A 25,825-nucleotide genomic window follows, 5' to 3' on the forward strand; every position below is an offset into this window, starting at 1 on the left:
GTGATCTTCGCCTCCGCCAGCGCACGGACCGTCTCCCGGAGCATCTCGTGCTCCTCCGACGGACGATACAGATCGAAGTCCTTGGCCATGGTCTGGGGCTCCCCTAGCAACGCTCGTGGCAATGATGGCACTGAATGGCACTGAGTACCCTCAGCAAAACACACTCAGTGCCATGATGCTAGTGGCTTCGGTGCGACATGCCCGACAGCAGGACCGACAGCAGACACGACGGCCCCGGCCGGGGGCGCACCCCGGCCGGAGCCGTCGTGTCTTCTCTGCTAGGGCTGCCGCACCGGGACGCTCAGCCCTTCGGCCGGGTCGTCACCACCACCGCCCCCGCGAGCAGCACCACGTTCTTCACCACGAACTCGCCGATCATCGTCAGGAGCAGCGGGTTCGCGTGGTCGAAGGCCACCTGCGGGGTGAGCAGCAGGACCAGGAAGGTGCCCAGGAGGTGGCCGGCCAGGACCGGGAGCAGCAGCTGCTGGGCGCGGGCGCTGAGCAGCCAGACGCCCAGGGCGATCTCGGCCCAGCCGAGGGCGGGGACGAACCAGGTACCGGTGTCGAAGGGGATGACGTCGACGACGAGCTGGGCGGCCGGGCTCTGCCCGATCACCTTCAGGACGCCGAACCAGACGAAGACGCCGCCCAGGCCCACCCGCAGCAGCACCAGGCCGTAGCGGTGCAGCCGCGGCGCGAGGCGGTCGAAGAAGGCGGTGAGGGGCGGGGCGGCAGGGGGCGCCGAGGCTGAGGTCTGCGGTCTGATCTGCGAGGAAACGGACATGCGCGGCCACTCCAGACGGATCGGTGCGGGATCGTGAGGTCTTGCCGGACGGGATTGCGAGGGTGCGGTCACCGGTCCGGCGGCCGGCGGCCCGCGGCGCTCGCCCCCGAGACGGGGCGGCCGGAGGTGGCCGGGATGACCGGGCGGACCCGAGTCCTCGGGTCGGCGGTGCGCGTGCAGATGTCCTGCGGTGCCAGGCGGTCGGGCCCCGCCCGCTGAGCGGGCGACGGGGCGGGCCACGGGCGGTGAGCGCGGCCGGGGTCGGTCCGGGCGGCGGAGCCGGCCCCCGAGGACGTGCCGCCGCCCCGGGAACCGGGATCTGGGCCTGTCCGGCGGATGAGGGCCGGACGGGCCCAGGTGCCGAATCTCCGCGGCACGGCGTACCCGGCCGTACGGACCGGCGGTGCCTGGCGTCCCCTCACGCTAGCCACTCGCCCCGGCCCCCGCCCCGGCCCATCGCTTCCTTGCATGCCTCCGATGGAAGAAGCCGATAGGCCGTTGCCCCGCGCGATCAATTCTCGCCAGCCTGAGGACTGTTCGAGCTTGTGTTTGATCCGCGATCCGAACGATCCGACCGATTTCCGGCGCCCAGATCGACCCGATGGACCCGTCCCACCAGCTCCGCCCCGGTCCGCCCCCGATCCGACCGATCCGGGATCCGTCCGATCCGTGATCCGCACCGTCCGCATCCGGCCCGCACCGCACGCGAAGGAAAGACAAGGGATGTCTCAGCGACCCGTCTCCACCGACCCCGCCACCCCCACGCCGTTCACCCGGCGCCGGGTGCTCACCGCCTCCGCCGCCGCGGCCGGCGCCTTCGCGCTCGCCTCCGGCGGGACCGCCTGGGCCGCCGCGGCCCCGACGACGCGGTTCGAGGCGGAGACCCGCACCGGCCGCCGGGCGCCCGGCGCGGTCGCCGAGCCCACCGTCGTGGTCCGCTGGAACCAGGCCACCATGGACGCGATCCTCGGCCGCTACCAGGCCGTCGGCAACCGCTTCGGCCCCGCCACCGTCAACGCCCGCATCCTCGCCGTCGTCCACAACTGCATCTACGACGCCTGGGCCTGCTACGACCGGGTCGCCTCCGGCACCCGCTTCGGCGGCGCGCTGCGCCGGCCCCGCTCCGAGCGCACCCTCGACAACAAGAACGAGGCCGTCAGCTACGCCGCGCACCTCGCGCTCCTGGAGTTCTTCCCGGAGTACAAGGTCGCCATCGACTCCATGCTGAGCAGCCTCGGCTACGACCCCGAGCTGACCAGCCCGCGCCGCTACAGCCCCGCCTGGATAGGCCTCCGCACCGCACAGGCCGTCCTGGACTACCGCCACGGCGACGGCGCCAACCAGCTCGGCACCCCGCCGTACGCGGACACCACCGGCTACCAGCCGAAGAACCCGCCGCAGACCGCCGGCGCCTTCGACCCGTCGATCGTCGTCTCGCCCGAGCACTGGTCCCCGCTGATCGTCGGCGGCAAGCTGCAGAAGTACCTCACGCCGCAGTTCGCCGTGATGAAGCCCTTCGCGCTCAGCCGCCCCGACCAGTTCACGGTGCCCGCGCCGCCCGCGTACCCCTCGATCCGGATGACCGCCGCCATCGAGGAACTCCTCGACATCAGCGCCCATCTGACGGACGAGCAGAAGTGCATCGCCGAGTTCTGGCTGAACGACGACGTCACCCCGCCCGGCGCCCAGCAGATGTGGGGCCGCTTCGTGTCCGCCCGTGACGGCCACGACATCGACCAGGACGCCAAGCTGTTCTTCGGCCTCAACATGGCCGAGTGCGACGCCGCCATCGGCTCCTGGGCGGTCAAGCTCGACTACGACTTCGCCCGCCCCTCCACCCTCATCCCGTACGACCAGCGCGGCCGCCAGGTGACCGTCTGGGGCGGCCCCGGGCAGGGCACCGTCACCATGGACGGGGTGAACTGGCAGGCGTACGTCGCCGTGCCGCCGTTCCCGGCCACCGTCTCCGGCCACAGCACCTTCTCCGGCGCCGCCGCCGAGTTCCTGCGCCGCTTCACCGGTACCGACTCCTTCGGCGACTCCTTCCGCTTCAAGGCCGGCACCTCCACCGTCGAGCCCGGACTCACCCCGCACACCGATGTCGTCCTGACCTGGCCGACCTTCAGCGAGGCCGCCCGCCAGGCCGGCATCTCCCGGGTGTACGGCGGCATGCACTGGAGCTTCGACAACGAGCCCGGCATCGAGATGGGCCACCAGATCGGCACGGTCGTGCACCGGCAGGCCATGCACTACTTCAACGGTTGTTGAGGAGCGAGCACGTGAGCAACCAGACCCCGACCCAGACCCCGGCCCCGGCGCCCGCCGCGGCCAAGGGCGGCAGCGGCGCCCCGCCGTTCCCTGGCGCCAAGCCCGCCCTGCTCGGCACCCTCGCCACCGTCGTCTCCCTGGTCGTCCTCGTGGCGCTCGGCGAGGCCACCGGCCATCTGCTGATGATCGCCCCGCTGGCGGCCACCGCGATGATCGTCTGCTCCACCCCGGCGCTGCCGCCCGCGCAGCCCCGCAACGTGGTCCTCGGCCAGATCGGATCCGGCGTCCTCGGCCTCGCCGCCGTCGCGCTCTTCGGGCACTCCCTGTGGGTCGCGGCCGTCGCCGCCGGCCTCAGCGTCGGCCTGATGCTGGTGCTGCGCGCCGTGCACGCGCCGGCCGCCGCGACCGCCGTCCTCGCCGTGCTCCAGGACCCGAAGCCGGTCACCTTCCTCGTCCTGCTCGGCATCGGCAGCGTGCTGCTCGTGCTGCTCGGCCTGATCGCCTCCAAGGCCGGCGTGATCGCCAAGTACCCGACCTACTGGTGGTGAACCCGATGAACCGCGAGAGCCTGCTCGTCAGCACGGAACGCCTCCAGGAGCACCTGAAGGACCCCGCCGGCACCGCCGCACTCGTCCTCGTCGAGATCACCGACGGCGGCAACGACGGCGGCGGCCGCCCCGGCCGCATCCCCGGCGCGGTCCGCATCGACTGGACCGGCGACCTCCAGGACCCGGTACGGCGCGACCTCATCGGCCCGGAGGCCTTCGCGGCCCTCCTCGGCCGGCACGGCATCTCCGAGGACGACACCGTCGTCTTCTACAGCGGCAACAACAACTGGTGGGCCGCGGCGGGCTATTGGCAGTTCCGCCTGTACGGGCACCGGGAGCTGCGGATCCTCGACGGCGGGCGCGCCCGCTGGGAGGCGATCGGCGGCGCGCTGACCACCGAGGCGCCCGAACGCCCCGCGACCACGTACCCGGTACCGGCCGGCGCCGACGAGACGATCCGCGCCCGCCGCGAGGACATGCTCGACCACATCGGCCGCCGCACCCTGCTCGACGTGCGCTCCCTGGAGGAGTACCTCGGGCACACGAACACCCCGCCCGGAGTGCCCGACGACATCGGCGTGCGCTGCGGCCACGCCCTGTCCGCCGAGCACATCCCCTGGCACACCGCCATCCACGCCGACGGCACATTCCGCGGCGAGGAGGAGCTCAGGGCGGCCTACGGCGCCCTGAACGCCGAGGCCCCGACCGTCCTCTACTGCAGGGTCGGCTGGCGCTCCGCGCACAGCTGGTTCGTGCTTCACGAGCTGCTCGGCATGAGCGACGTGCGCAACTACGACGGCGCGTGGCGGGAGTTCGGCTCCCTCATCGGCGCGCCGATCGTCAAGGGCCCGCAGCAGTGGGGCCCCGACCCCATCCCGTCCGTCGTCCCCCAGCGAGCCGCCGCCGATACGGAGGTCCCCACCCGTGCCTGACGTCACCGTCTTCCGCGATGTGCTGCGCAACGGCTTCGAGCAGACCGACCTGCCCTGGGTGCCGTGGACCGAACCCGGCCGCGAGGGCGTGGAGTTCGTGGTCCTGTGGGGCCCCGGGCACGCCGGCGAGGAGGACTCCGCCTCGCTGCTGCTCCGCTTCCCGCCCGGCGCGCACGGCGACTTCCACGAGCACCTGGGGCACGAGCTGATGCTGGTGCTCGACGGCACGCTCGACCACAGCGACGGGCGCCGCTTCCACCGCGGCGACCTCGTGATCGAGGAGCCGGGCACCCGGCACCAGATGTCCAGCGCCACCGGCTGCACGGTCCTCGCGGTCCGCGCCCGCCCGGCCTCCCCGCGCACGCCCCACGAGGGCGAGATCACCACCGGCGTCGGCGCCGGCGCCTGACACCGACGGCCGCGCGCGGACCGGTCCCCGTCCGGTCCGCGACCGGCCCCTGCCGGGGGCTCGCGGCCCCCACCGCCCGCGAGGGCGGCGACCCCTCCCGTACCGCTGCACCGTGCCGTACGGGCCTCCCCGTGGCCCGTACGAACGCACTGCACGAACGCACCCGCACGCACCCGCGCGCCGCGCCCCCCGTCGCGGCCGCCCCCGCCCGCCACCGGCCGTACCCGCCGGTGGCCGCGGCTCCCGGGGCCGTACGCGCCGATTCCCCGCCGGCGCCGCCCCATGGCCCCACGCCGCCCCCGTCGCCGTACCGCCACGCCCGGGCTCGCCCCCTTCCGCATCCGCATCCGCACCGTCACTGGAGACACGCCATGCAAAGTCTGCACAGTCCCGAGCCGTCCCGCCGGGTGCTCCTCACCACGGGGTCCTCGGACGCGCACACCTGGAATCTGGTGCACCTTCAGCTGTTCCTGGAGGAGCACGGGCACTCGGTGCTCAACCTGGGGCCCTGCGTGCCCGAGCGGCTGCTCGTGGACACCGCGCGGATGACCAGCCCCGACCTCGTCGTGCTCTCCTCGGTCAACGGCCACGGGCACCAGGACGGCCTGCGCGCCGCCCGGGCGCTGCGCGAGGACGCCGACACCCGGGAGATCCCGATGGTGATCGGCGGACTGCTCGGCATCTCGCCCGAAGGCGCCGAGGAGCGCACCGCCGAACTCCTCGCGGCGGGCTACGACGCCGTGTACCCGGACGGCACCGCGCCCACCGCGCTGCTCGCCCGGCTCGGCCGGCTCGAGGAATCCGGCGGGACGAGAGGCGCGTGTACCGGGCGGGCCGCGGCGTGACCCTTCCCGACCGGCACCCGCCGCACCCGCACCCGCATCCGCCTTCACCGCAGGCGCAGCCCGTACCCGGCCCGAACCCCGGCCCGGGCGCGAACCCGGGCCCCGCCCCGTACGCCCCCGGTGACCTGGGCGCCTTCGTCCAGGAGGCCGCCGCGGCCGGCGAGCTCGTCGTCCAGCCCCGCATGGGCATGGTCTCCCCGGAGGAGATGGCCGCCGGCGTCGCCGCCGTCGCCGCGCTGCCCGAGCGGACCGTCGCCACCCTCACCATCGACAGCTACACCCGGGTCGGCGACCACGCCGCCGCCACCGCCGCCCTGCGCACCGGGCGGCCGCTGAACGGCTTCCCGATCGTCAGCCACGGGCCCAGGACCGCCGCCCGGACCGCCGCGGCCGCCGGCCGCCGCACCCCGGTGCAGGTCCGGCACGGCTCCGCCGACCCGATGGCCATCTTCCGCACCATGGCCGCCGCCGGGCTCTCCGCCAGCGAGGGCGGCCCCGTCTCGTACTGCCTGCCCTACGGCCGCACCCCGCTCGCCGAGTCCGTCGCCGCCTGGCGGGACTCCGTGCAGTTCCTTGCCGAGGAGAGCCGCGCCCAGGGCCGGCGCGCCCATCTGGAGTCCTTCGGCGGCTGTCTGCTCGGGCAGCTGTGCCCGCCGTCGATGCTGGTCGCCGTCTCCGTCCTGGAGTGCCTGTTCTTCGCGCAGAACGGCGCCACCAGCGTCTCCCTGTCGTACGCGCAGCAGACCCACCCGCTGCAGGACGCCGGGGCGCTCGCCGCGCTGCGGCAGCTCGCCGACGAGCTGCTCCCGCCGAGCGTGGACCGGCACGTCGTCCTCTACACGTACATGGGCGTCTATCCGCGCACCGTGCCCGGCGCCCGGCTGCTGCTGCGCCGCAGCGCCGAACTCGCCGTGCTCGGCGGGGCGCAGCGGCTCATCGTGAAGACCGAGACGGAGGCGCACCGCATCCCGTCGGTCGCGGAGAACCTGACCGCCCTGTCGGTCGCCGCCGACGCGGCCAGGACCGCACGGCAGCGGGCGGCGCGCGGCGCCGGGCAGACCGCCGTGGGCGACGCCGAGGAGATCCTCGCCGAGGCCCGCGCCCTGGTCGGCGCGGTCCGGGCGCTCTCCGACGATCTGGGCCTCGCGCTCCTGAAGGCCTTCGACCGCGGGCTGCTCGACGTGCCGTTCTGCCTCCACCCGGACAACCGGGGCGAGGCCCGCTCGGCGGTCGCGCCGGACGGGCGGCTCCAGTGGACCGACCTGGGGGCGCTGCCGCTGCTCACCACCAGCCGGAGGACCACCCCGATGACCTCGCGCCAGCTCTCCGGCATGCTCGGCCGGGTCTCGCGGGAGCACGACCTGGCCGCGGAGACCGCTCCGCCGCCGGAGCCGGCTCCGCTGGACACCCCGCGCTGCCTGGCCGATCCGGTCGCCGAACCGCTGCGGATCGCCTTCGTGGGCATGGGCCCGCGCGGCCTGTCCGTCCTGGAGCGGCTCGCGGCCCGGTGCGCGGAGCGGCCGCCGGCGCGCCGCATCGAGGTGTTCGCGATCGATCCGCACGAGGCGGGGGCCGGGCGGATCTGGCGGACGGACCAGTCGCCGTGGTTCCTGATGAACACCGCGGCGCAGGAGGTCACCATGTTCTCCGGCCCGGCCGACGACGGCCCGCACCGGCCCGGCGCCGGACCCTCGCTCGGCGAGTGGTGGACCGAGCACGACCCGGCGCGCGCCGAGCCGCAGGGCTATGCGCCGCGCGCGGTCTACGGCCGCTATCTGCGCTATGTGATGCGGCGGATCGAGGAGACCCTGCCGCCCTGCCTCACCGTGCACCAGGTGCCCGCCCGGGTGATCTGCGCGGACCGGGGCGCGCCGGGGGAGCCGTACCGGCTGCGGCTCGACCGCGGCGACGTGCTCACCGTCGACCGGATGCTGCTCGCCACCGGCCACCCGGTGAACGAGCTCGACGCGCAGCAGCGCGACTGGCGCCGGTTCGCCCGCGAGCACGGCACCCCGGCCCGCCCGCTGCGCTACATCGCGGGCGGCTCCGCCAACGAGATGCCGCTCGCCGACATCCCGGCCGGCGCGAGCGTCGGCGTCATCGGCATGGGTCTCACCTTCTACGACGTGCTCGCCGAACTCACCCTCGGGCGCGGCGGCGTGTTCACCGACGGCGGCGACGGGCTGCTCTACCTGCCCAGCGGGAAGGAGCCGCGGATCCTCACCGGCTCACGGGCCGGCGTGCCGCTGCTCACCCGGGGCGTCAACCAGAAGGGGCCAGAACACCGGTACCGGCCGGTGCTTTTCACGCCCGCCCGGATGGCGCGGCTGCGCGCCGAGCACGCGCCGCTCGACTTCGAGCGGCTGGTGCTGCCCTGGCTGCTCGCCGAGGTGAACCTGGTGCTGCTCGCCACCCGGATCCGGCAGGTCCACGGTCCGGACGCGGCACGGGAGTTCACCGAGCGGGCCGAGGAAGCCCTCGCCCTGGTCCCGGACCAGGACGTGCTGCGCGGACTCGCCGCCGGCTACCGGATCGACCCGCAGCCGCTGACCGGACTCGACGCGCTCGCCCGGCCGTTCCACGGCTGCCGCTTCGGCTCGCCGGCCGAGTTCCACAAGGTGCTCACCGAGTGGCTGCGCGCCGACCTGGGCGACGCGCGGCTCGGCAACGCGGACGGGCCGATGAAGGCGGCGGCGGACGTGCTGCGGGACGTCCGGCAGACCATCCGCGAGGTGGTCGACTTCGGCGGGCTCACCCCCGCCTCGCACGCCTGGTTCCTGGCCGAGTTCGGGCCGGTGGCGGCGATGGTGTCGACCGGACCGCCGCAGCTGCGCTCCGAGCAGTTCCTCGCGCTGCTCGCCGCCGGGGTGCTCGAACCGGTCGGCCCGGGCGTGCGGTTCGGCACGGACCCGGTCGGCGGCCGGTTCACGGTGGAGTCGGCGCAGGTGGAGAACTCCTGGACACCGCTCGACGTCCTCGTCGACGCGCGCCTGCCCACCACGGACATCACCGCGGACCGCGATCCGCTGATCCGCGGACTGCTCGCGGACGGACTGGTGCGGCCCTATGTGAACGCGGGCGAAGCCGGATCCGGTGCGGGGGCCAGCGCGGGGGCCGGGGAGTTCCGGACCGGCGGGGTGGACTGCACCGACGCGCCGTTCCACCCGGTCGGCGCGGACGGCTCGCCGGAGGAGGCGATCCATGTGCTCGGCATCCCGAGCGAGCACACCCGCTGGTTCACCCAGGTCGGCAGCGGCCGGCCGGGCGGCTGGGGCTCCTTCACGCGCGACGCCGACGCCATCGCCGGCGCGCTCGCGGGAGCGGCCGGGGTGGCCGGGGTGGCCGGATGACCGCGCCCGCCCGGCGGCGGCCCGCCTGCCGCGCGGAGTACCGCAGCACGCCCGCGCACGAGGAGTACCGGGCGGCCAGGGACCTGCTGCTGCGGCTGCGCGGCGAACGGGAGGCGGCCTCGGCCGCGTTCCGGTGGCCGCGGGCCGAGCACTTCAACTGGGCCCTGGAATGGTTCGACGTGGTCGCCGAGGGCAATCAGCGCACCGCCCTGGAGATTCTGGGCGCACCGGACGCGCACGGCACGGTGCCGGTCGTGGACCGGGTCACCTTCGCCGAACTCTCCGCCCGCTCGGACGAGCTGGCGGTCACGCTCGCCGATGCGGGGGTGGCCCGCGGCGACCGGGTGCTCATCCTGCTCGGCACCCGGGCCGAGCTGTGGGAGACCCTGCTCGGCTGCATCAAGCTCGGCGCGGTCGTCGTCCCCGGCTACCAGGACCTCACCCGCGACGAGGCCGCCGACCGGATCGGCCGCGGCGGCATCCGGCACGTGGTGTGCGCGCCCGAACTCGTCCACCTGGTCGGGGAGTCGGCGGTTCCGGTGCCGGGCGTACGGATGGCGCCCGGCGCCGGGGGAGTGCCGGGCTGGCTGCCGTACCCCGACACCCGGGACGCCGGGCGGCGCCGCGCCTTCCTGCCGCCCGGGCCGACCCGGTCCGCCGATCCGTCCTTCTGCTACTTCACCTCCGGTACGACCTCGCTGCCGAAGCTGGTCGAGCACTCCCACGCCGGCTACGCGGTGGGGCATCTGTCCAGCCTCTACTGGAGCGGGCTTCGCCCCGGCGACCGGCACCTCAACCTGTCCGCGCCGGGCTGGGCGAAGCACTCCTGGTCCAGCTTCTTCGTGCCGTGGACGGCCGGCGCCACGGTCGTCGCCCCGCCCGACGGCGGACTGCCGGCCGAGCTGCTCCCCGGGGTACTCGCCGCCCAGCGGATCAGCAGCCTGTGCGCGCCGCCGAGCGCGTGGCGGGCGATGCTGCCGTACGTGACGGGGGGCCGGGGCGCGCCCCGGCTGCGGGAGGCGACGGCGGCGGGCGAGCCGCTGACCGCCGAGGTCACGGACCGGATCGAGGCGGCCTGGGGGGTACGGGTACGGGACGGCTACGGGCAGACGGAGGCGACGGCCCTCATCGGCCGGGCCCCAGACGTTCCGGCGCCGCTGTCCCCGCTCGGGCATCCGCTGCCCGGCTACCGGATCGTGCTGCGCGACCCGGAGACGGGCGCGCTCGGCGAATCCGGCGAGGTGTGCGTGGATCTGACGGACCGTCCGCCGGGTCTGATGCGGGGCTACGCGGACCGCCCGGACCGCACGGCCGAGGCCTTCGCGGACGGCCTCTACCGCACGGGCGACCGGGGCGAGCGGCTCGCCGACGGGTCGATCCGGCTGCTCGGCCGGAACGACGAGGTCTTCAAGTCGTACGGCCACCGGGTCTCCCCGATGGAGATCGAGGCGGTCCTGCGCACCCACCCCTCGGTCGCCGACGCGGCGGTGATCCCCGGCCCCGACGAGCGCGGCGGCCTCGCCCCGTACGCCGTGGTCGAACCCCGCGGCCCCGTCGAACCCGAGCTCCTGCGCACCGAGTTGCTCACCCTCGCCCGCCGCCGCCTCGCCCCGGTCTTCGTCCCGAGGTCCATCACCCTGACCCCGACCCTCCCCCGCACCCGCTCGGGCAAACTCCGCCGCTCCGCCCTCAGCGCGGACGGCAGCGCGGCCTGAGACACGCCAACGCCCGGGACGCCCTCGTGAGGGGGGCGCCCCGGGCGTTCACGCGTCCGGCGCCGGGTGTGTCCGGCGCCGTTCTCAGCGGGCTTCCGCCGGCTCCGCCGCCCGGTCCGCCTCCCGGTCCGCCGTGCTCAGCAGGACCGTCGCGACCGCGCGGGCGCGGAGGGCGGCCTCGGTGGTGCCTTCGCGCAGCGCGGTGACGATGGCGCCGTCGCCGAGGAGGGCGAGCTGGCGGGCGAGGGTCTCGTGGTCGTGGTAGCCGCCGTCGGTGAGGAGGGCGTCGAGGCGGGCGATGACCTTCTCCTTGTGCTCGGCCGCCACATGGTGGGCCGGGCTCTCCGGATCGGCGGTCTCCACCATCGTGTTGATGAAGGCGCAGCCGCGGAAGTCCGCCGCGGCGAAGCGCTCCGCGAGTCCGTCGAAGAGGGCGAGCGGCAACTCCTCCGGCCCGCGCTCGCTCGCCTCGATGCGTCCGTCCAGCCAGGCCCGCCACATGCCGTCGCGGCGCCGCAGCACCTCGACGACCACGTCGTCCTTGCTGGGGAAGTGCCGGTAGAAGGAGGCGCGGCCCACTCCGGACTCGGACAGGATCCGCTCGATGCCGACGGCCCGGATGCCCTCTTCGTAGAAAAGACGCTCCGCGGCACTGAGGAGTCGTTCTTTCGCGTTCGTGGCCATACCAAACGGTACCACTCGGTTCCGTGCGGCGGATTCCGTGCGCCCGGACCGGAGTCCACGCCTCCCGTTGCGCCAGACGGAACCGATCGGTACCGTCATGATGGTACCGATCAGTTCCGTTCGGTTCCGTACTGGTTCCGTCTTGGTTCGGCTCAAGGAGAGTTCCATGCCCCGCCTGCCCCAGCTGACCGTAGAGTCCGCCAACGAGGAGCAGCGCGAGCTGCTCGAGAGCACGCTCAAGCAGCTCGGCAAGCTGCCCAACCTCTACGCCGCCCTCGCCAACGGCCCGGCCGCGCTGCGCGGTTACCTCGCCATGCGGGACGCCCTGGTCGGCGGCAGCTTCAGCGCCCGGCAGCGCGAGCAGCTGGCGCTCTACATCGCCCAGCGCAACGACTGCACCTACTGCGTCTCCGCGCACACCCTGCGCGGCGGCAAGGTCGGCCTCGGCGAGCAGGAACTGCTCGCCACCCGCAAGGGCCAGGACGCCGGCGACCCGCACATGGACCAGGTCCTGCGGATCACCGGCGCCATCATGGAGAGCGGCGGCCGCGTCAGCGACGCCGCCCTCGCCGACGCCCGCGCCGCCGGCGTCTCCGACGCCGAACTGGCCGAGATCGTCGGACATGTGGCGCTCAACGTGCTGTCCAACTTCTTCAATCACGTTGCGCAACCGGAACTGGACTTTCCGTTGGTTCCGGCGCAGCTCGCCGAGTAGAGTCCTCCGCTGCCGACAGGGGTGCCGGGAGCGAAGGAGCGTCCGGCACCCCTGTGGTGTGAACAGACCGACTGGGGCGATCGAACGGGCGGCGTGCGACCAGCCGCCCCAGTGCCAGGCGCCGCCGGGGGGCGGCAAGGGGGTTGAACACGTGGACATCGACGCAAGAACCCTGAGAACCTTCCGCGAGGTGACCTTGACCGGGTCCTTCACCCAGGCGGCCCGCCGCCTCGGGTACTCGCAGTCCAGCGTCACGGCGCAGATGCGCGCCCTGGAACGGCAGGTGGGCGAGCCCGTCTTCGAACGGCTCCCCAGCGGCGTACGGCTCACCCGCACCGGGACCGTGCTCTGCGACTACGCCCGGCAGATCCTCACGCTCGTCGGCGAGATGGAGGTCGCCCTGCGCCGCCCCGCCGCCAACCCGCCGCGGATGACCGTCGGCGTGGTGCCCGCGCTCGCCTACGGACAGCAGCTCGCCCGCCTCACCCACATCGGCCGCCGGCTGCTCTCCGGAGTCCAGCTCGCCCTGCGGGTCATGGGCACCGGAGAGGTCCACGACGCCTTCCGGGCCGGCACCATCGACGGCGCGCTCGTCCTCACCGTCGTCGACGCCGACGACCCCGCCGCCCTGCCCGGCGCGCTCACCGACCCGCTGCGCACCCCCGACCGGGCCGACGACCTGACAGAAGTGCGCCTGCAGGAAGTCGAGTTCGTGCCCGTCACCGGAGTCACCCGGATGCGCGGCGCGGCCGCTGCCGGCCGCCAGGTCGTCATCGCCGACCCCGACTGCCCCTCGCAGCGTTGGCTGCCCGAGTTCCTCCGGCTCCGCTCCGACGGACCGCCCGAGATCCACGAACTCGGCTCCATGGCCGGGGTCCGCGCCGCCGCCCAGTCCGGGCTCGGCTGCGCCATGCTCCCGATGGCCCTGGCCGCCTCCCCGCGCGAGGCCGGCGGACTGCGCCCGCTGCCGGGCGTGCCCCGGATGCGCTGGAACGCCTGTCTGCTCTCCACTCGCGGCGACGACCGCCCGGCCCTCGACTGGGAGAACCTCGCCGAGACCCTCCGCCAGGCCACCGCGCTGGCCGGCGCGGTCCCGGCCGAGGACCCCGAGGACGCCGCGGTGTCGGCCCTCGGTCCCAACCCGGGCCTCGCCGGCTGACCTTCGCCCACGGCGCGGGCCCGCCCCCACGGCCCGCGCCCCCTGAACCGGTGCCACGGCACACCCGTCTCTCCCCGGACCCACACCCCCGACCGGGCTCCAGAGACCGCGGGTGCGCCGTGGCACCGCCATGTCCGGGCCTCGTCGGAAGACGGGCGGGAAAACGCCGAACGGCGGCGGGGCGAGGGCCCCACCGCCGTTCGGCGTATGGCTTGTCCGGTACCGCGGCGGATCAGGCCGCCGGGGCCGGGTAGGTCGGGTACTCGACGCCCGAGACGTGCTGGACGACCCGGATGACCTGGCAGGAGTAGCCGAACTCGTTGTCGTACCACAGGTACAGGATCGCGTTGTCGCCGTCGACCTTGGTCGCACCGGCGTCGACGATGGACGAGTGGCGCGAGCCGACGAAGTCCATCGAGACGGCGTCGGGGGCCGTGGTGAAGTCGATCTGGCGCTTCAGCGGCGAGTGCAGCGAGACGTCGCGCAGGTACTCGAGGACCTCGTCGCGGGTGGTCTCGCGGCCCAGGCGCAGGCTCAGGATCGCGATCGAGACGTCCGGGACGGGGACGCGGATCGAGCTGCCGGTGATCGGGGCCTTGAGGTCCGGCAGCGCCTTGGCGACGGCGGAGGCGGCACCGGTCTCCGTGATGACCATGTTCAGCGGCGCGGAGCGGCCACGGCGGTCGGCCTTGTGGTAGTTGTCCAGGAGGTTCTGGTCGTTCGTGAACGAGTGGACGGTCTCCACGTGACCGCGCAGCACGCCGTACTCGTCGTCCATGGCCTTGAGCGGCGGGACGATCGCGTTGGTGGTGCAGGAGGCGCAGGACAGGACGCGCTCGTCCGGCTTGATCGTGTCGTGGTTGACACCGTGCACGATGTTCGGGACGTCGCCCTTGCCGGGAGCGGTCAGGACGACCTTGTCGATGCCCGGACGCAGGTGCTTCGACAGGCCCTCGCGGTCGCGCCACTTGCCGGTGTTGTCGATCAGGATGGCGTTCTCGATGCCGTACGCCGTGTAGTCGACCTCGGACGGGTCGTTGGCGTAGATCACCTTGATCGTGTTGCCGTTGGCGACGATCGCGCCGTTGGCCTCGTCGACCGTGATGGTGCCCTGGAACTGGCCGTGGATGGAGTCGCGGCGCAGCAGTGAGGCGCGCTTCACGAGGTCCTGGTCGCCGCCGCCGCGCACGACGATGGCGCGCAGCCGCAGCCCGTTGCCGGAGCCGGCCTTCTCGATGAGCAGGCGGGCGACGAGCCGGCCGATGCGGCCGAAGCCGTACAGGACGACGTCACGGCCCTCGCCGCGCTCGATCTTGTTGGCCCCGGTGGCGCCGGCGACGGCCTGGGCGGTGAACTCCGCCACCGAGAGGCCCTTGTCGTCCGCCTTGTACTCGGCGGCCAGCATGCCGATGTCGATCTGGGACGGACCCAGGTCGAGGGTGGTGAGCGCCTGCAGGAACGGCATGGTCTCGGTGACCGACAGCTCCTCGCCGTCGATCTGGCGGGCGAATCGGTGGGTCTTGAGAATGCTCACCACCGACTTGTTCACCAGGGAGCGGCTGTGAAGGAGGACGGTGACGTCCTGCTCCCGGTGCAGCTTCCCGATGATCGGGATCATGGACTCCGCGATCTCCTCGCGGTTCTTCCAGTTTGTGAACGAGTCCTCGTTGACAGTCACAGAAAGCATCTCTCGATCGAGCTAGGCAGTGCTCAAATGCTATCCCGTCGTCTCCGATGTGCGGCAGGGGGGTCCCGTGTGGTCCTGGACACGGGGGTGTGGGGTGGGGGTTCCCGGCGGTAACATCGCGGGACCGTCGAATCTGACGCCCCGTCACTTCGGGGTTTCATTCCTCTCGCCGACTGCCCGGAGGCCTTGTGATGCGTCGCTCAGCCACCGCCCTCCTCACACTCCTCACGGCCCTGGCCGCCCTGCTCGCCGGACCCGGCGCGGGCCCGGCGCGCGCCGCCACCACCGCCCACCGGCCGGTCGTTCTGGTCCACGGCTACAACGCCGACCCGGGCGTCTGGGGCAGCCTCGACGCGCGGCTCCGGGCCGCCGGGTACGCCGACGGCGAGATCTTCCGCTGGGGCTACGACACCCACCAGTCCGTCAACGAGGTGCTCGCCGGCCGCTTCGCCGCGTACGTCGACGAGGTGCGCCGCACCACCGGCGCCGACCGCGTCGACATCGTCGCCCACTCCTTCGGCGGCCTCCCCACCCGCTGGTACGTGAAGTACGCCGGCGGCACCGCCACCGTGGCCCACTGGATCTCCCTGGCCGGCCCCAACCACGGCACCGGCGTCGCCTGGGCCTGCGCCCTCTGGGACCAGGCCTGCCGCGACATGACCCCGGGCAGCTGGGTCCAGAACCACCTCGCCGAAGGCGACGAGACCCCGGGCCCGGTGGCGTACACGACCTTCTGGTCGAACTGCGACGAGGTCATCGACCCGGACGACAGCGTGCGGCTCGCCGGAGCGACCAACACGCCGGCGGGCTGCCTGGACCACAACGCGCTGCTCGGGGACGAGGCGGTGGGGCGCGGGGTGGTGGCCGCGCTGGGGGCGGCCTGAGGGGGCGGGGGGCTTCCCCCGCCCCCTCCCCTCAGAGGCCCACGTCCCGCGCCCGCAGGTCGTCCAGGGTCTCGCGGCGGACGAGGAGGCGGCTCGTGCCCGCCGAGACGGCGACGAGCGGGGGGCGGCCGATGAGGTTGTAGGAGGAGGCCATGGACAGGTGGTAGGCGCCGGCGACCGGGAGGGCGAGGAGGTCGCCGGGGCGGAGGTCGGCGGGGAGGGGGACCTGGGCGGCGAGGATGTCGCCGGCCTCGCAGTGGCGGCCGACCACGGTCATCGGCCGGGGCGGCGCCGTCGAGGGGCGGGCGATCAGGCGCGGGGCGTAGCGCACGCCGTAGAGCGCGGGGCGCGGGTTGTTGCTCATGCCGCCGTCGACCGCGACGAACACCCGCTCCGGGGTGGTCTTCACGGCGAGCACCCGGTAGACGGCGACGCCCGCCGGGCCGACGACCGCGCGGCCCGGCTCGACGAGGAGCCGGGGCACCGGGAGGCCGGCGCTCGCGCAGCTCACGGCCAGTTCGGTGCGGACGCGCCGGGCGAGCGCGGGGAGGTCGAGGGCCGGGTCGCCCGGGCGGTACGCGATGCCGTGGCCGCCGCCGAGGTCGAGCTCGGGCAGGACCGCGCCGTGCGCGTCGCGGGTGCGGGCCATGAGGCCGACGAGCCGTCGCACCGCGACCAGGTACGGCTTGACCTCCGTGATCTGCGAGCCCAGGTGGCAGTGGAGCCCGGTCAGTTCGAGGCGCGGCTGGTCGAGGATGCGGGCGATCGCGTGCTGGGCGTGCCCGTCGCGCAGCGACAGGCCGAACTTCTGGTCGTCCGAGCCCGTGCGGATCTTGGCGTGGCCGCCCGCGCCGATGCCGGGGGCGACCCGCAGCAGCACCTTCTGGCGCGCGTGCGGACCGACCGCCGCCGCGATCCGGGCGATCTCGGCCGGGTTGTCGATGACGATCCGGCCGACGCCGAGCCGCAGCGCGGCCCGCAGGTCCTCCGGAGACTTGGCGTTGCCGTGCAGCAGGATCCGCTCGGCGGGGAACCCCGTGGTCACGGCGAGCTCCAGCTCTCCCGCCGAGCACACGTCGAGCCCGAGGCCCTCCTCCTCGACCCAGTGGGCCAGCGCCCGGCACAGGAACGCCTTGGCGGCGTAGTGGACCTCGGCCTCCGGGAACGCGTCGCGGTAGGCGCGGCAGCGGCCCCGTACCTCGTCCTCGTCCAGGACGTACAGCGGTGTGCCGTGGCGCTCGGCCAGCTCGTCGAGGGCGACGCCGCCGACGAGCAGCCGCCCGTCCGGACGGGCCACCGCCGAGGCGGGCCACACCGACAGGTCGGAGGCGGCAGGGGCAAGGGGTGCGACGGTCATCCCGGCCCCCTCAGCGGGCCGGCACCGGCCGCGGCCGGCGCGCGGACGGCGGGACCGGGGAGCGGCCGGCGGAGGGCCCACCGGTCGGCGGGGTCGCCGACAGCGCCGGGTCGACGGTCAGCTCCGCGACACCCAGCGGCCGGACCAGGGCCCGCAGCGCGGGCTCGGCGAGCGCCGTCCAGGCCTGGTCGGGGCCGAGGACGGACCTGAGGCGCTCGGGCGTGGTGAACGCGACGGCGGTACGGGCGCCGAGCGGCGTACGGAAGAGGCGCGCCGCGCAGCCGTGGGCCACCGGCCGGACGGGTACGCAGAGCCGGGCACGGCCTCCGCGCCGGCCCCCGCGCCGACCCCCGCCTCGTCCGGCCGGCACCTGTTCAGCGGGCTCGGGATCGTCTCCGTACAGGACGTCGCTCATGGTGGTTCCTCCCCGGGAACGGGCGCCCCCGCGCCGTTCGCGCCGGGGCCGCGCCGACGAAGCTATGCCCGGCGCCGGCCCCCGGGGCCCTGGGGGAACCGTCCCTGACGCGCCCCTGACGAGGCACCGGCGCCCCCTGACGGGGACTTGACGCGTTCAGCGCGCCGACGACACCGGTTCGGGCTCCGGCCGGTGGTGGCCGTGACGCGCGCGGAGGCCGGCGCGGGCCGGCCCGGCTCCCCGGCCGCCCCGAAGTCCGCCCCCGGGCCCCGGGTACCCCCGGCTCCCGGGCCCTCGGGGGGCACCGCCAGGACCCCCCGGCTCCGCGCCGGGACCCCGAGTCGCACTCGGGCCCGGCCCCGCACCGACTCCGCCTCCGGGCCCCGGCCCCGCCCCCGGGCCCCGGCCCCGCGCCCGACTCCGCCCCCCGGATCCGTCCCCACCCCTCCGGATTCCGCAATCCCTTCGAAACCGCCCCGCCCGGCCTGGCAGTCTTGCGTCGTGACGTACGTCGTGACCGTGGAAACCTGCATACCGGACGACGCCTCCGACCTCGACGCCCTCGGCAGGTTCGGGGCCGCCGTCCTCCTGGAGCGCGGCTTCGGCTCGGTGGCCGGCGCCGAAGGGCCGGACGGCGTGGAGGTGGACGTCCTCGATGTGACCGTGGACCCCCACCACCGGGGCGCCGAGCTGTCCGTGACCGCTCTCGCGCCCTCCCTGGAGGCCGCCGAGGACGCGGTCGGCGCCGTGGTCCAGGAGGTCCTGGACCACACCGAACTCCTCACCGGCTGGCTCGTCGTCAGCAGCGAGGTGCGGCTGCACACCGACCGCGCCCGGGAGAGCCTCGCCGCCGCCGACGGGCCGGACGCCCCGCCCAGCGACCCGGCCGCCCGCCGGGCCCGGCACACGGCGCCGGGGCGCGGCCGGCCCGCCGGGGAGGGCGACGGGGACGACGAGGACGGCGTCTGGTCCGAGATCGTCGAGGACGCCCCCGACCCCGAGACCGAGATCCGCGCCATGGCGGCCCGGCTGCGCTCCTTCGAACCGGCCGTCTTCGGCGCGAGCCCGGACACCGCCGAACTCGCCGCCGGCGTCCTGGTGCACGCCGCCGAGGTGTTCATCGACGAGCTGTACGACGACGTGCAGGCCCTCGCCGACGAGGACACCGACGTCGCCGGCTGCCAGGGCCACCTCTGGCACCTCGACCGCCTCCCGGCCCGGCACGCCGCCCGCTACGACGAACCCTTCGCCCGCCGCTTCCTCGTCACCGCCGTCGCCCTCACCACCCGTTTCACCGACGGCGGCTTCCGCCGCCTCGGCTGCCTCGCCGAGGAACTCGTCCTGCGCTTCCTCATCGAGCAGGCCCGGGCCGCCCTGGAGCTGTACGGCCTCGTCGACGACGACGTGCTCGCCGCCCTGGAGCGCTTCCGCGCCCACGTCCACGAGGGCGCGGAGGCCGAACCCCCGCTGCTCGGCTTCGGCACCTGGTTCACCCCGTTCGGCGACGACCACTACGTGCACCCGTACGCCGCCGACTCCTTCGGCGACGAGGAACCCGCCGAACGGAGCGAGGGTGCGTAGGCCGGGGCGCGGGCCGCGGCGGTAGGCTCGGGCCTCGACGGGCGGGCCGGCGGAGAGCTGAGGAGACACAGGTGTTCGTGAAGGTGTGCGGGCTCGCCACGACGGCCGAGATCGACGTGGCCGCCGCGGCCGGGGCCGATGCGATCGGCCTGGTCGTCAGCGGGACCAGCGTCCGCGGTCTGACCCGCGACCGGGCCGCGGTCCTTGCCGCCCATGCCCGCGCCCACACCCCGGAGCACGTGCTCTCCGTCCTCGTCGTCAACGACACCCCCGCCGCCGAGGCGGCCGCGCTCGCCCGTGAGCTCGACGTCGACGCGCTCCAGCTGCACGGCCCGGCGTACGGCGAGGAGGAGTTCGCCGCGGCGGTCCGGACCTTCCCCCGGCTGTGGCGCGCCACCTCCCTCAAGGAGCGGCCCGACACCCGGGTCGGCGCGTACGGCGAGGAGGTGCTGCTGCTCGACTCGCCCCGCGCCGGCTCCGGTTCGCGCTGGGACCTGTCCCTCCTCGACGCCGCCCGCCCCGAGGGCTCCTGGCTGCTCGCCGGCGGCCTGGCCGCCGACAACGTCGCCGAGGCCGTCGGCCGGGCCCGCCCCTGGGGCGTCGACGTCTCCAGTGGGGTCGAGTCCGCGCCCGGCGTGAAGGACCACGAGCTCATCCGCGAGTTCGTCGCGGCCGCCAAGGCCGCAGCCGCCGCGGGCTGACGCGGGCCGCCACGGGCTGACGCGCCGGGGCCGGCGCGCAGGGCCCGTTGTCAGACCCTCCCACTAGCGTGCGGAACGCGGCCGGAACCGCACCCGCAACTCGCACTCTCACCGGGAGAAGCTCGTGGACATCCTGCTCGTCGCCGGTCTGTGGCTCGACGGATCGGCGTGGGACGACGTCGTGCCCGAACTCGCCGCGCTCGGCCACCGTCCCGTCCCGCTCACCCTCCCCGGACAGGGCGACGGCGCCGCCTCCGCCACGCTCGACGACCAGGTCGCGGCGGTCGTCGCCGCCGTGGACGCGGCGCCCGGCAGGCCCTTCGTGGTCGGCCACTCCGCCGCCACCACGCTGGCCTGGCTCGCCGCCGACGCGCGGCCCGAGAAGATCGCGGGCGTCGCCCTGATCGGCGGCTTCCCCGCCCCCGACGGCCGGGAGTACGCCCCCTTCTTCCCGGTCGAGGACGGCGTCATGCGCTTCCCCGGCTGGGCGCCCTTCGAGGGCCCCGACGCCGCCGACCTGGACGAGGCCGCCCGCGAGCGCTTCGCCTCCGCCACCGTCCCCGTCCCCGGACCGGTGGTCCAGGGCGTCGTACGGCTCACCGACCCGCGCCGCTTCGAGGTGCCGGTGACGCTGGTGTGCCCCGAGTTCAGCCCGGACGAGGCGCGGCAGTTGCTCGCCGCCGGCGAGAGCCCGGAACTCGCCGCCGCCCAGCACCTCTCGTACGTGGACATCGACTCCGGCCACTGGCCGATGACCACCCGGCCCCGCGAGCTCGCCCGGATCCTGGCCGAGGCGGCCACCGGGGTGTGACCTGGGTCACTTTCCGTCACGGGGGTCGATGACGCGGTGTCCTGTGGCCGAACCCGGAAACGGAGGAGGTCCCATGGCCCAGGCCCGGAGCACCGTGCACACGACGACGTCCGTGCTCGTGATCGGCGGCGGATACGCGGGCGTGATGGCGGCGAACCGGCTGACCCGGCGCCCCGGCGTCACCGTGACGCTGATCAACCCACGCCCGGACTTCGTCCACCGGGTCCGTCTCCACCAGCTGGTCGGCGGATCCGACGACGCCGTCGTCGCCTACGAGTCCGTCCTGGCCGCCGGCGTCCGGCTGGTCACCGACACCGTGACCCGGATCGACCCGGCCGGGCGCGGCGTGACCCTGGCGGCCGGCGGCACCCTCGCCTACGACTACCTGGTCTACGCCGTGGGCAGCGGCACCGCCGACCCGGGCGTCCCGGGGGCGGCCGAGTTCGCGCGCCCGATCTCCACCCTGGAGGAGGCGCGGCGGCTGCGCACCGCCCTCGACGCCGAGCCCGCGACGGCCCCCGTGACGGTCGTCGGCGCCGGTCCCACCGGCATCGAGACCGCCGCCGAACTGGCCGAGACCGGCCGCACGGTCACCCTGGTCTGCGGCGGCGTGCTCGGCCCGTATCTGCATCCGCGGGCCCGGCGTTCCGTCGCCCGGCGGCTCGGCCGGCTCGGTGTGACGGTCGTCGACGGGGCGGACGCGAAGGTGACGGCCGTGACCCGGGACGCCGTACGGCTCGCGGACGGCCGCGAGCTGCCGAGCCGGGTCACCGTCTGGACTGCCGGCTTCGCCGTCCCCGACCTGGCCGTCCGTAGCGGGCTGACCACCGACGCCCTGGGCCGGCTGCTCACGGACGAGACGCTGACGAGCGTCGACGACCCGCGCATCGTCGCGGCCGGCGACTCGGCGGCGCCGTCCGGTCTGCCGCTGCGGATGAGCTGCCAGTCCGCGCTGCCCCAGGGCGCCCGGGCCGCCGACACCGTCCTCAGCCGGCTCACGGGCGAGCGGCCGGCGGAGCTCCACCAGTCGTACTACGCCCAGTGCGTCAGCCTGGGCCGGGACGCCGGGCTCTTCCAGCTCGCCGACCGCGCCGACGTCGCGATCGGGTTCCACGTCGACGGCCGGCTCGGCGCCCGGTTCAAGGAGATCGCCTGCACCTCCATCCACCAGCAGCTGGTGGGGGAGGCCCGCAAGCCCGGCTCCTACCGCCTCCACCATCTGCCGGGCGGCGCCGCCAAGCGCCGCAGCCTGCTGCGCGCCGCCGGCGCCGGCCGAGCCGGCCGGGATCAGGCGTCGGCCGCCCGCTGAGCCCGCTCGGTGCCGTCCTCGTCGCGGTCGGCCACCCAGCGCCAGAAGTCGACCATCATCCGCTCGTAGCGGATGCCGAACTCCAGGGCCTCGCGCTGGCCCCGAGTGAGGAGTGCGCCGACCGAGGCGGCGAGCTGCTCGTACTCCTCCAGGGTGCCGGTGTGCTCGGCGACGAGGAAGGTAAGGGCAAGCCGTGCCCGGGTCAATGCCCGTGCACGGCCGAGGTGTTGGGGAGAGCGGAGGGGGCTAGCGGATCGGGCGGTCCAGGCGCACCTTCACCAGCGTCGTCTCCACGCCGCTGTCGACGAGGCGGCCGTTCGCGTCGAAGGCGCCGGCGCCGTCGGTCATGCCGAGGTCGTTGTCGTTGAGCAGCACGAGGGTGCGCGCGCCCTCCACCGCCACGCCCTCGATCTTGCTCGGCACGCCCTCGACCGTGCCGAGGTCCACGATCAGGCGCTTCGCCGGCACCGGCACGCCCTCGGCGGCCGGGTCCGCCAGCTGCTCCAGGGACGGGGTGGTGGCGGTGGAGTCCCAGGCCGAGCCGAGGATGTCGGCGTCGTGGCGCAGCCGGATCTCGTACAGCCGGGCCGCCTTGTCGGTGCGCTCCTGCACCAGGAGACGGTCGCCGCCGAGCGCGACCAGGGCGGAGATCTTCAGCTCGGAGGTCTTGGTCTGGCCGGGCTCGACCTCGCCCACCGGGTCGAAGCGGTACGCGTACTCGCCGGTGACCGCGCCCTCGCGGGGCGAGAAGCGCAGCAGGCGGGTGGTGCGGGAGTCCTCGCCGCTGTTCTTGTCGGGGTTGAGCAGCGGGCTCTGCAGCGCCATCACCAGGTCGCCGTCGGGCAGCAGGGCGAGGCCCTCGAAGCCGCGGTTGATCTTCCGGGTGAGGAGGATCGACGGCAGCGACTCGATCACCGGGTAGTCGGCGCCGGTCAGGTTCAGGCCCTGGGGCACGTGGCGGGCGAGCACCCGGCCCCGCGGCGACACGTGCACCAGCGACGGACCGTACTCGTCCACCAGCCAGAAGCTGCCGTCGCGGTCGCGCACCAGGCCCTCGGTGTCCAGGCCGTTCGGGTTGTACGCGAGCGGGGTCCGGGCGTCGTAGGTGTACGGCGCCTCGTCCCGGCCGGCCTGGTTCGGCAGGCCGGTCACCGGCTTGCCGGAGGCGGTGGTGAGCGGGATGGCCCGCACGACGTCGATGCGGTCGCCGACGACGCGGATCTTCACGATGGCCGGGTCGAAGCCGGGTACCGGGAAGGTGCGGCGCTTCTCCTTGCCGACGGAGATCTGGCCGTTCGGGCCGCGGTCGGTGACGGTCCAGTACTCGCCGGGCCGCTCGGCCGGGTACAGGTCGCTGCCGATGCCGCCGAGGTCGACCCCGCGGTCGTCGGCGACGCTGCCGGGCAGCAGACGGTTGCTGAACTCGGCGAGCGGGATGTCGGGCAGCGTGGCGTCGGCCACCACGCGGGCCGCCGGGCCGGTGCCGTGGCCGGGCGCGTGCGGGGCCGGCGCGCCCGAGGCCGGCCAGGCGAGGGCGGTCAGGGCGAGTGCCGCGGACAGCGGAAGGCCGATGGCAGCGGTCGTGGCGCGGGGCGCGCGGGAGGCGTTGGTCATGGCCGGATCGTGAGCGCCGTCGGTGAGATCCGGGTGGCGGGCGGGGGGTGGTCGGATGAACCGCCGGTGGCTGAACGCTCGTTCACGTGTTCGTGACCGCCCCCCGCCCCCCGCCCGTCGCTCAGTGCCGCTCGGGCAGGTCGCGCTCCGCGGGGCGGTCCGTGGCGCTCGGCGCGCTCTGGAGGGAGCGGGCCGTGGGGGACGCGGCCGGCTTCTTGTCGGTCGTCGCGGTCGTCGCGGTCGTCGCGGTCTTCGCGCTTCCGCAGAAGGCCGCCTCAAGGGTTCCGCCGAGCGCGGTGTTCGCGGCCCCGTGGTTGGAGGTGTTCGCCAGCGCGGAGACGCTGCGCCGGCCGTCGCGGGTGGCGAAGGCGTACGTGTAGAAGCCCTGGACCGTGCCGGTGTGGCCGTACACCTGGGTGCCGCAGGACAGGTCGTAACGGCGCAGACCGAGCCCGTAGAAGCGGGTGTTGGTGGTGTCGGTCGGCGTCACCGTCGTCATCGCGTCGAGCGACGCGGGGGACAGCAGCCGGCCGCGCATCAGGGCGCTCATGAAGGTGTCGAGGTCGGCCGTGGTGGAGATGACCGCGCCGGCGGACTGCGCCCACGACACCGTCTGCTCGGTCGAGTCGACCAGCGGCGCGCCCTCCTCGTCCGGGTGCAGATAGCCCTTCACGTGCGGGCCCGCGATGCGGGTGTCCGGGTGGATGTACGAGGTCCCGCGCAGCTTCAGCGGCTTGAAGATGCGCCGCTGGTACGCGTCGGCCACCGGGCGGCCGGTCAGCTTCTCGATCAGCATGCCGACGACGACGAAGTTGGCGTTGGAGTACTTGTAGGAGACACCGGGCTCGGTGGTGCGGGGCAGGGCCAGCGAGAGGTCCACCAGCTCCTGGTACGTGAACACCCGGTTCCGCACGGCCTCGAAGCCCGGCACGGTGTGCTCGAACATCGGGTCGGTGTAGTCGGCGAGACCGCTGCGGTGGGTGAGGAGGTGGCGGACGGTGATCCGGTCGTCGGGCAGCAGGCCCGGGAGGTAGCGGTTGACCGGCTGGTCGAGTTCCAGCCGGCCCTCGTCCACGAGCTGGAGCAGCACGACCGTCGAGAACGTCTTGCTGACGCTCCCGATCCGGAACCGGGACCGCACGTCCATCGCCTCGCCCGTCACCCGGTCCCGCACCCCGACCGCCCGGCTCCTGACCCCCTCCGGCCCGCTGTACCGGGCCATCGCGCCGGGCGCGCCGTTGGCCATGGCGGCGTTCAGCGCGGCGGTGATCCCGGCCATGTCGGGCGCCGGGGCGGGGGCGGTGGTCGCTGCGGTACGGGCGGGTGCCTGCGCGGCGGCGGCCTGCGTGACCGGGACGAGCGTCCCGGCGAGCGCGGCGACCAGCGCGACGCCCGCGCCCACGGCCAGACGTCGGTGCGGCGAAAGGAGCACGGAATTCCTCGACTTCTCACTCGAAGCGGTCGCCCCGGACGTTCCGGACGACTCGCTCACCGAGCATGAGTGCCGAGGCACCGGAAGGGTTCCTGCCGGTCCCGGCGTGTTTCGGCCATCTCCGCGGCGCGGGCGTGGCCGGATTCGGATCACCCGTCCTGTGTCACTCCGGAGCGGCGAGGTAGACCGCGACTTGGGTCGGCCTGCCGCCGGTGTGCCGGAGGTCGGCGAGGGACGTGGCCACGTCGCGGAGGATGTCCAGCGCGATCCGGAAATCGCCCGCGGCGGCCTCGGCGCCCGCGACGGGCCGGGCATCGGGCCAGACGACGACCGCGCGGGGGGACTTCAGCCCGTGCAGACCGCCCCAGACCGAATCCGCGAGGGCGTCCCACACCATGCGGCAGGTCCCGAGCGGCGGGTCCAGGGGAAGGGTCTCCCGCACCGCCCGGAAGAACGCCTCCTTGTCGGTCCGCCCGGCGGTGGAGAGCGTGAACACGGGAACGCCCCGGCGATCGGCCTCGGCGAGGATGCCCGGGAGGTCCGCGCCGGAGACCTCGTGGAAGCCGCTGTCGATCACCATGCCCGGAACCGTACCGGTGCGTTCCTCCGGTGCGCCGGGCCGGGC

Annotated in this window: 23 protein-coding genes; 14 read left to right on the plus strand and 9 right to left on the minus strand. The window is 74.5% G+C overall.

Annotation, left to right across the window (positions count from 1 at the left end; genetic code table 11):
* Positions 1–301 precede the first annotated feature (301 nt).
* Positions 302–784: a hypothetical protein gene (locus KV205_RS33090; protein ID WP_265868576.1), complete on the minus strand. Its 483-nt coding sequence runs from the start codon at positions 782–784 to the stop codon at positions 302–304.
* A 723-nt stretch (positions 785–1,507) separates the two neighbouring features.
* Between KV205_RS33090 and KV205_RS33095 the strand changes: the two genes are divergently transcribed.
* From KV205_RS33095 to KV205_RS33125, 7 genes are all read left to right on the plus strand, one after another.
* Complete coding sequence (locus KV205_RS33095; RefSeq protein WP_265868578.1) at positions 1,508–3,052, plus strand: vanadium-dependent haloperoxidase; 1,545 nt, start codon at positions 1,508–1,510, stop codon at positions 3,050–3,052.
* Positions 3,053–3,063: 11 nt separating this feature from the next.
* Complete coding sequence (locus KV205_RS33100; RefSeq protein ID WP_265868582.1) at positions 3,064–3,600, plus strand: HPP family protein; 537 nt, start codon at positions 3,064–3,066, stop codon at positions 3,598–3,600.
* A gap of 5 nt (positions 3,601–3,605) precedes the next feature.
* The gene (locus KV205_RS33105; RefSeq protein ID WP_265868583.1) at positions 3,606–4,532 is read left to right on the plus strand and encodes a sulfurtransferase; all 927 of its coding nucleotides are present in this window, start codon (positions 3,606–3,608) and stop codon (positions 4,530–4,532) included.
* A complete protein-coding gene (locus KV205_RS33110; RefSeq protein WP_265868584.1) occupies positions 4,525–4,941 on the plus strand; it encodes a cupin domain-containing protein in 417 nt (138 codons plus the stop codon). Before KV205_RS33105 ends, KV205_RS33110 begins: the two co-directional genes overlap by 8 nt.
* Positions 4,942–5,312: 371 nt before the next feature.
* Positions 5,313–5,786, plus strand: coding sequence for a cobalamin B12-binding domain-containing protein (locus tag KV205_RS33115; protein ID WP_265868585.1), 474 nt, complete (start codon positions 5,313–5,315; stop codon positions 5,784–5,786).
* Complete coding sequence (locus tag KV205_RS33120; protein ID WP_265868586.1) at positions 5,783–9,136, plus strand: FAD/NAD(P)-binding protein; 3,354 nt, start codon at positions 5,783–5,785, stop codon at positions 9,134–9,136. Before KV205_RS33115 ends, KV205_RS33120 begins: the two co-directional genes overlap by 4 nt.
* Positions 9,133–10,851 carry an acyl-CoA synthetase gene (locus KV205_RS33125; RefSeq protein WP_265868589.1) on the plus strand — a complete coding sequence of 573 codons (1,719 nt, stop codon included), beginning with the start codon at positions 9,133–9,135 and terminating at the stop codon, positions 10,849–10,851. Before KV205_RS33120 ends, KV205_RS33125 begins: the two co-directional genes overlap by 4 nt.
* A gap of 84 nt (positions 10,852–10,935) precedes the next feature.
* Here KV205_RS33125 and KV205_RS33130 read toward each other — a convergent pair whose 3' ends face one another.
* Positions 10,936–11,535, minus strand: a complete 600-nt coding sequence (locus tag KV205_RS33130) for a TetR/AcrR family transcriptional regulator (RefSeq protein ID WP_265868590.1) — start codon at positions 11,533–11,535, stop codon at positions 10,936–10,938.
* 166 nt (positions 11,536–11,701) lie between these two features.
* Here KV205_RS33130 and KV205_RS33135 point away from each other — a divergent pair, with 166 nt between their 5' ends.
* Entirely contained in the window at positions 11,702–12,250 is a 549-nt protein-coding gene (locus KV205_RS33135; protein ID WP_265868591.1) for a carboxymuconolactone decarboxylase family protein, read from the plus strand.
* Entirely contained in the window at positions 12,159–13,409 is a 1,251-nt protein-coding gene (locus KV205_RS33140) for a LysR family transcriptional regulator (RefSeq protein WP_265868593.1), read from the plus strand. The genes KV205_RS33135 and KV205_RS33140 overlap by 92 nt, the downstream gene beginning before the upstream one ends.
* A gap of 232 nt (positions 13,410–13,641) precedes the next feature.
* Here the strand turns inward: KV205_RS33140 and KV205_RS33145 are convergent, their stop codons facing one another.
* On the minus strand, positions 13,642–15,087 hold the full coding sequence (locus KV205_RS33145) for a glyceraldehyde-3-phosphate dehydrogenase (RefSeq protein WP_265868673.1): 1,446 nt from the start codon (positions 15,085–15,087) through the stop codon (positions 13,642–13,644).
* A 200-nt stretch (positions 15,088–15,287) separates the two neighbouring features.
* Between KV205_RS33145 and KV205_RS33150 the strand changes: the two genes are divergently transcribed.
* The gene (locus KV205_RS33150; RefSeq protein WP_265868594.1) at positions 15,288–15,980 is read left to right on the plus strand and encodes a triacylglycerol lipase; all 693 of its coding nucleotides are present in this window, start codon (positions 15,288–15,290) and stop codon (positions 15,978–15,980) included.
* A gap of 31 nt (positions 15,981–16,011) precedes the next feature.
* Here KV205_RS33150 and lysA read toward each other — a convergent pair whose 3' ends face one another.
* Positions 16,012–17,337 (minus strand): diaminopimelate decarboxylase, encoded by a 1,326-nt coding sequence (gene lysA / locus KV205_RS33155; protein ID WP_265868596.1) that lies wholly within the window; start codon positions 17,335–17,337, stop codon positions 16,012–16,014.
* Positions 17,338–17,347: 10 nt separating this feature from the next.
* Positions 17,348–17,752: an SAV_915 family protein gene (locus KV205_RS33160; RefSeq protein ID WP_265868598.1), complete on the minus strand. Its 405-nt coding sequence runs from the start codon at positions 17,750–17,752 to the stop codon at positions 17,348–17,350.
* A gap of 501 nt (positions 17,753–18,253) precedes the next feature.
* On the opposite strand from KV205_RS33160, the gene KV205_RS36470 reads away from it, so the two are divergent.
* The 4 genes from KV205_RS36470 (at position 18,254) to KV205_RS33180 (ending at position 22,154) form a co-directional block, all read left to right on the plus strand.
* Positions 18,254–19,333, plus strand: a complete 1,080-nt coding sequence (locus KV205_RS36470; protein WP_265868600.1) for a hypothetical protein — start codon at positions 18,254–18,256, stop codon at positions 19,331–19,333.
* Between the two features lie 71 nt (positions 19,334–19,404).
* Positions 19,405–20,034, plus strand: a complete 630-nt coding sequence (locus KV205_RS36475; protein WP_265868601.1) for a phosphoribosylanthranilate isomerase — start codon at positions 19,405–19,407, stop codon at positions 20,032–20,034.
* Positions 20,035–20,158: 124 nt separating this feature from the next.
* Positions 20,159–20,845: an alpha/beta fold hydrolase gene (locus KV205_RS33175; protein ID WP_265868603.1), complete on the plus strand. Its 687-nt coding sequence runs from the start codon at positions 20,159–20,161 to the stop codon at positions 20,843–20,845.
* Positions 20,846–20,918: 73 nt separating this feature from the next.
* The gene (locus tag KV205_RS33180) at positions 20,919–22,154 is read left to right on the plus strand and encodes an NAD(P)/FAD-dependent oxidoreductase (RefSeq protein ID WP_265868604.1); all 1,236 of its coding nucleotides are present in this window, start codon (positions 20,919–20,921) and stop codon (positions 22,152–22,154) included.
* Here the strand turns inward: KV205_RS33180 and KV205_RS33185 are convergent.
* From KV205_RS33185 to KV205_RS33200, 4 genes are all read right to left on the minus strand, one after another.
* Entirely contained in the window at positions 22,133–22,360 is a 228-nt protein-coding gene (locus KV205_RS33185; RefSeq protein WP_265868605.1) for a hypothetical protein, read from the minus strand. The genes KV205_RS33180 and KV205_RS33185 overlap by 22 nt on opposite strands.
* Positions 22,361–22,400: 40 nt before the next feature.
* Entirely contained in the window at positions 22,401–23,768 is a 1,368-nt protein-coding gene (locus KV205_RS33190; RefSeq protein WP_265868606.1) for an esterase-like activity of phytase family protein, read from the minus strand.
* A gap of 121 nt (positions 23,769–23,889) precedes the next feature.
* Entirely contained in the window at positions 23,890–25,200 is a 1,311-nt protein-coding gene (locus KV205_RS33195; protein ID WP_265868607.1) for a serine hydrolase, read from the minus strand.
* Between the two features lie 163 nt (positions 25,201–25,363).
* Positions 25,364–25,780: a barstar family protein gene (locus KV205_RS33200; RefSeq protein ID WP_265868609.1), complete on the minus strand. Its 417-nt coding sequence runs from the start codon at positions 25,778–25,780 to the stop codon at positions 25,364–25,366.
* Between the last annotated feature and the right edge of the window lie 45 nt (positions 25,781–25,825).

It is taken from the genome of Streptomyces sp. SKN60 (genome assembly GCF_026236535.1).
GTDB lineage: Bacteria > Actinomycetota > Actinomycetes > Streptomycetales > Streptomycetaceae > Streptomyces.

Bases quoted from the DNA above. Each gene is read 5' to 3' on its own strand.
- KV205_RS33090 (WP_265868576.1), bottom strand. From the start codon at position 784: ATGTCCGTTTCCTCGCAGATCAGACCGCAGACCTCAGCCTCGGCGCCC.
- KV205_RS33095 (WP_265868578.1), top strand. From the start codon at position 1,508: ATGTCTCAGCGACCCGTCTCCACCGACCCCGCCACCCCCACGCCGTTC.
- KV205_RS33140 (WP_265868593.1), top strand. From the start codon at position 12,159: ATGTGGCGCTCAACGTGCTGTCCAACTTCTTCAATCACGTTGCGCAAC.
- KV205_RS33115 (WP_265868585.1), top strand. From the start codon at position 5,313: ATGCAAAGTCTGCACAGTCCCGAGCCGTCCCGCCGGGTGCTCCTCACC.
- KV205_RS33190 (WP_265868606.1), bottom strand. From the start codon at position 23,768: ATGACCAACGCCTCCCGCGCGCCCCGCGCCACGACCGCTGCCATCGGC.
- KV205_RS33135 (WP_265868591.1), top strand. From the start codon at position 11,702: ATGCCCCGCCTGCCCCAGCTGACCGTAGAGTCCGCCAACGAGGAGCAG.
- KV205_RS33150 (WP_265868594.1), top strand. From the start codon at position 15,288: ATGCGTCGCTCAGCCACCGCCCTCCTCACACTCCTCACGGCCCTGGCC.
- KV205_RS33180 (WP_265868604.1), top strand. From the start codon at position 20,919: ATGGCCCAGGCCCGGAGCACCGTGCACACGACGACGTCCGTGCTCGTG.
- KV205_RS33130 (WP_265868590.1), bottom strand. From the start codon at position 11,535: ATGGCCACGAACGCGAAAGAACGACTCCTCAGTGCCGCGGAGCGTCTT.
- KV205_RS33160 (WP_265868598.1), bottom strand. From the start codon at position 17,752: ATGAGCGACGTCCTGTACGGAGACGATCCCGAGCCCGCTGAACAGGTG.
- lysA (WP_265868596.1), bottom strand. From the start codon at position 17,337: ATGACCGTCGCACCCCTTGCCCCTGCCGCCTCCGACCTGTCGGTGTGG.
- KV205_RS33125 (WP_265868589.1), top strand. From the start codon at position 9,133: ATGACCGCGCCCGCCCGGCGGCGGCCCGCCTGCCGCGCGGAGTACCGC.
- KV205_RS33200 (WP_265868609.1), bottom strand. From the start codon at position 25,780: ATGGTGATCGACAGCGGCTTCCACGAGGTCTCCGGCGCGGACCTCCCG.
- KV205_RS33105 (WP_265868583.1), top strand. From the start codon at position 3,606: ATGAACCGCGAGAGCCTGCTCGTCAGCACGGAACGCCTCCAGGAGCAC.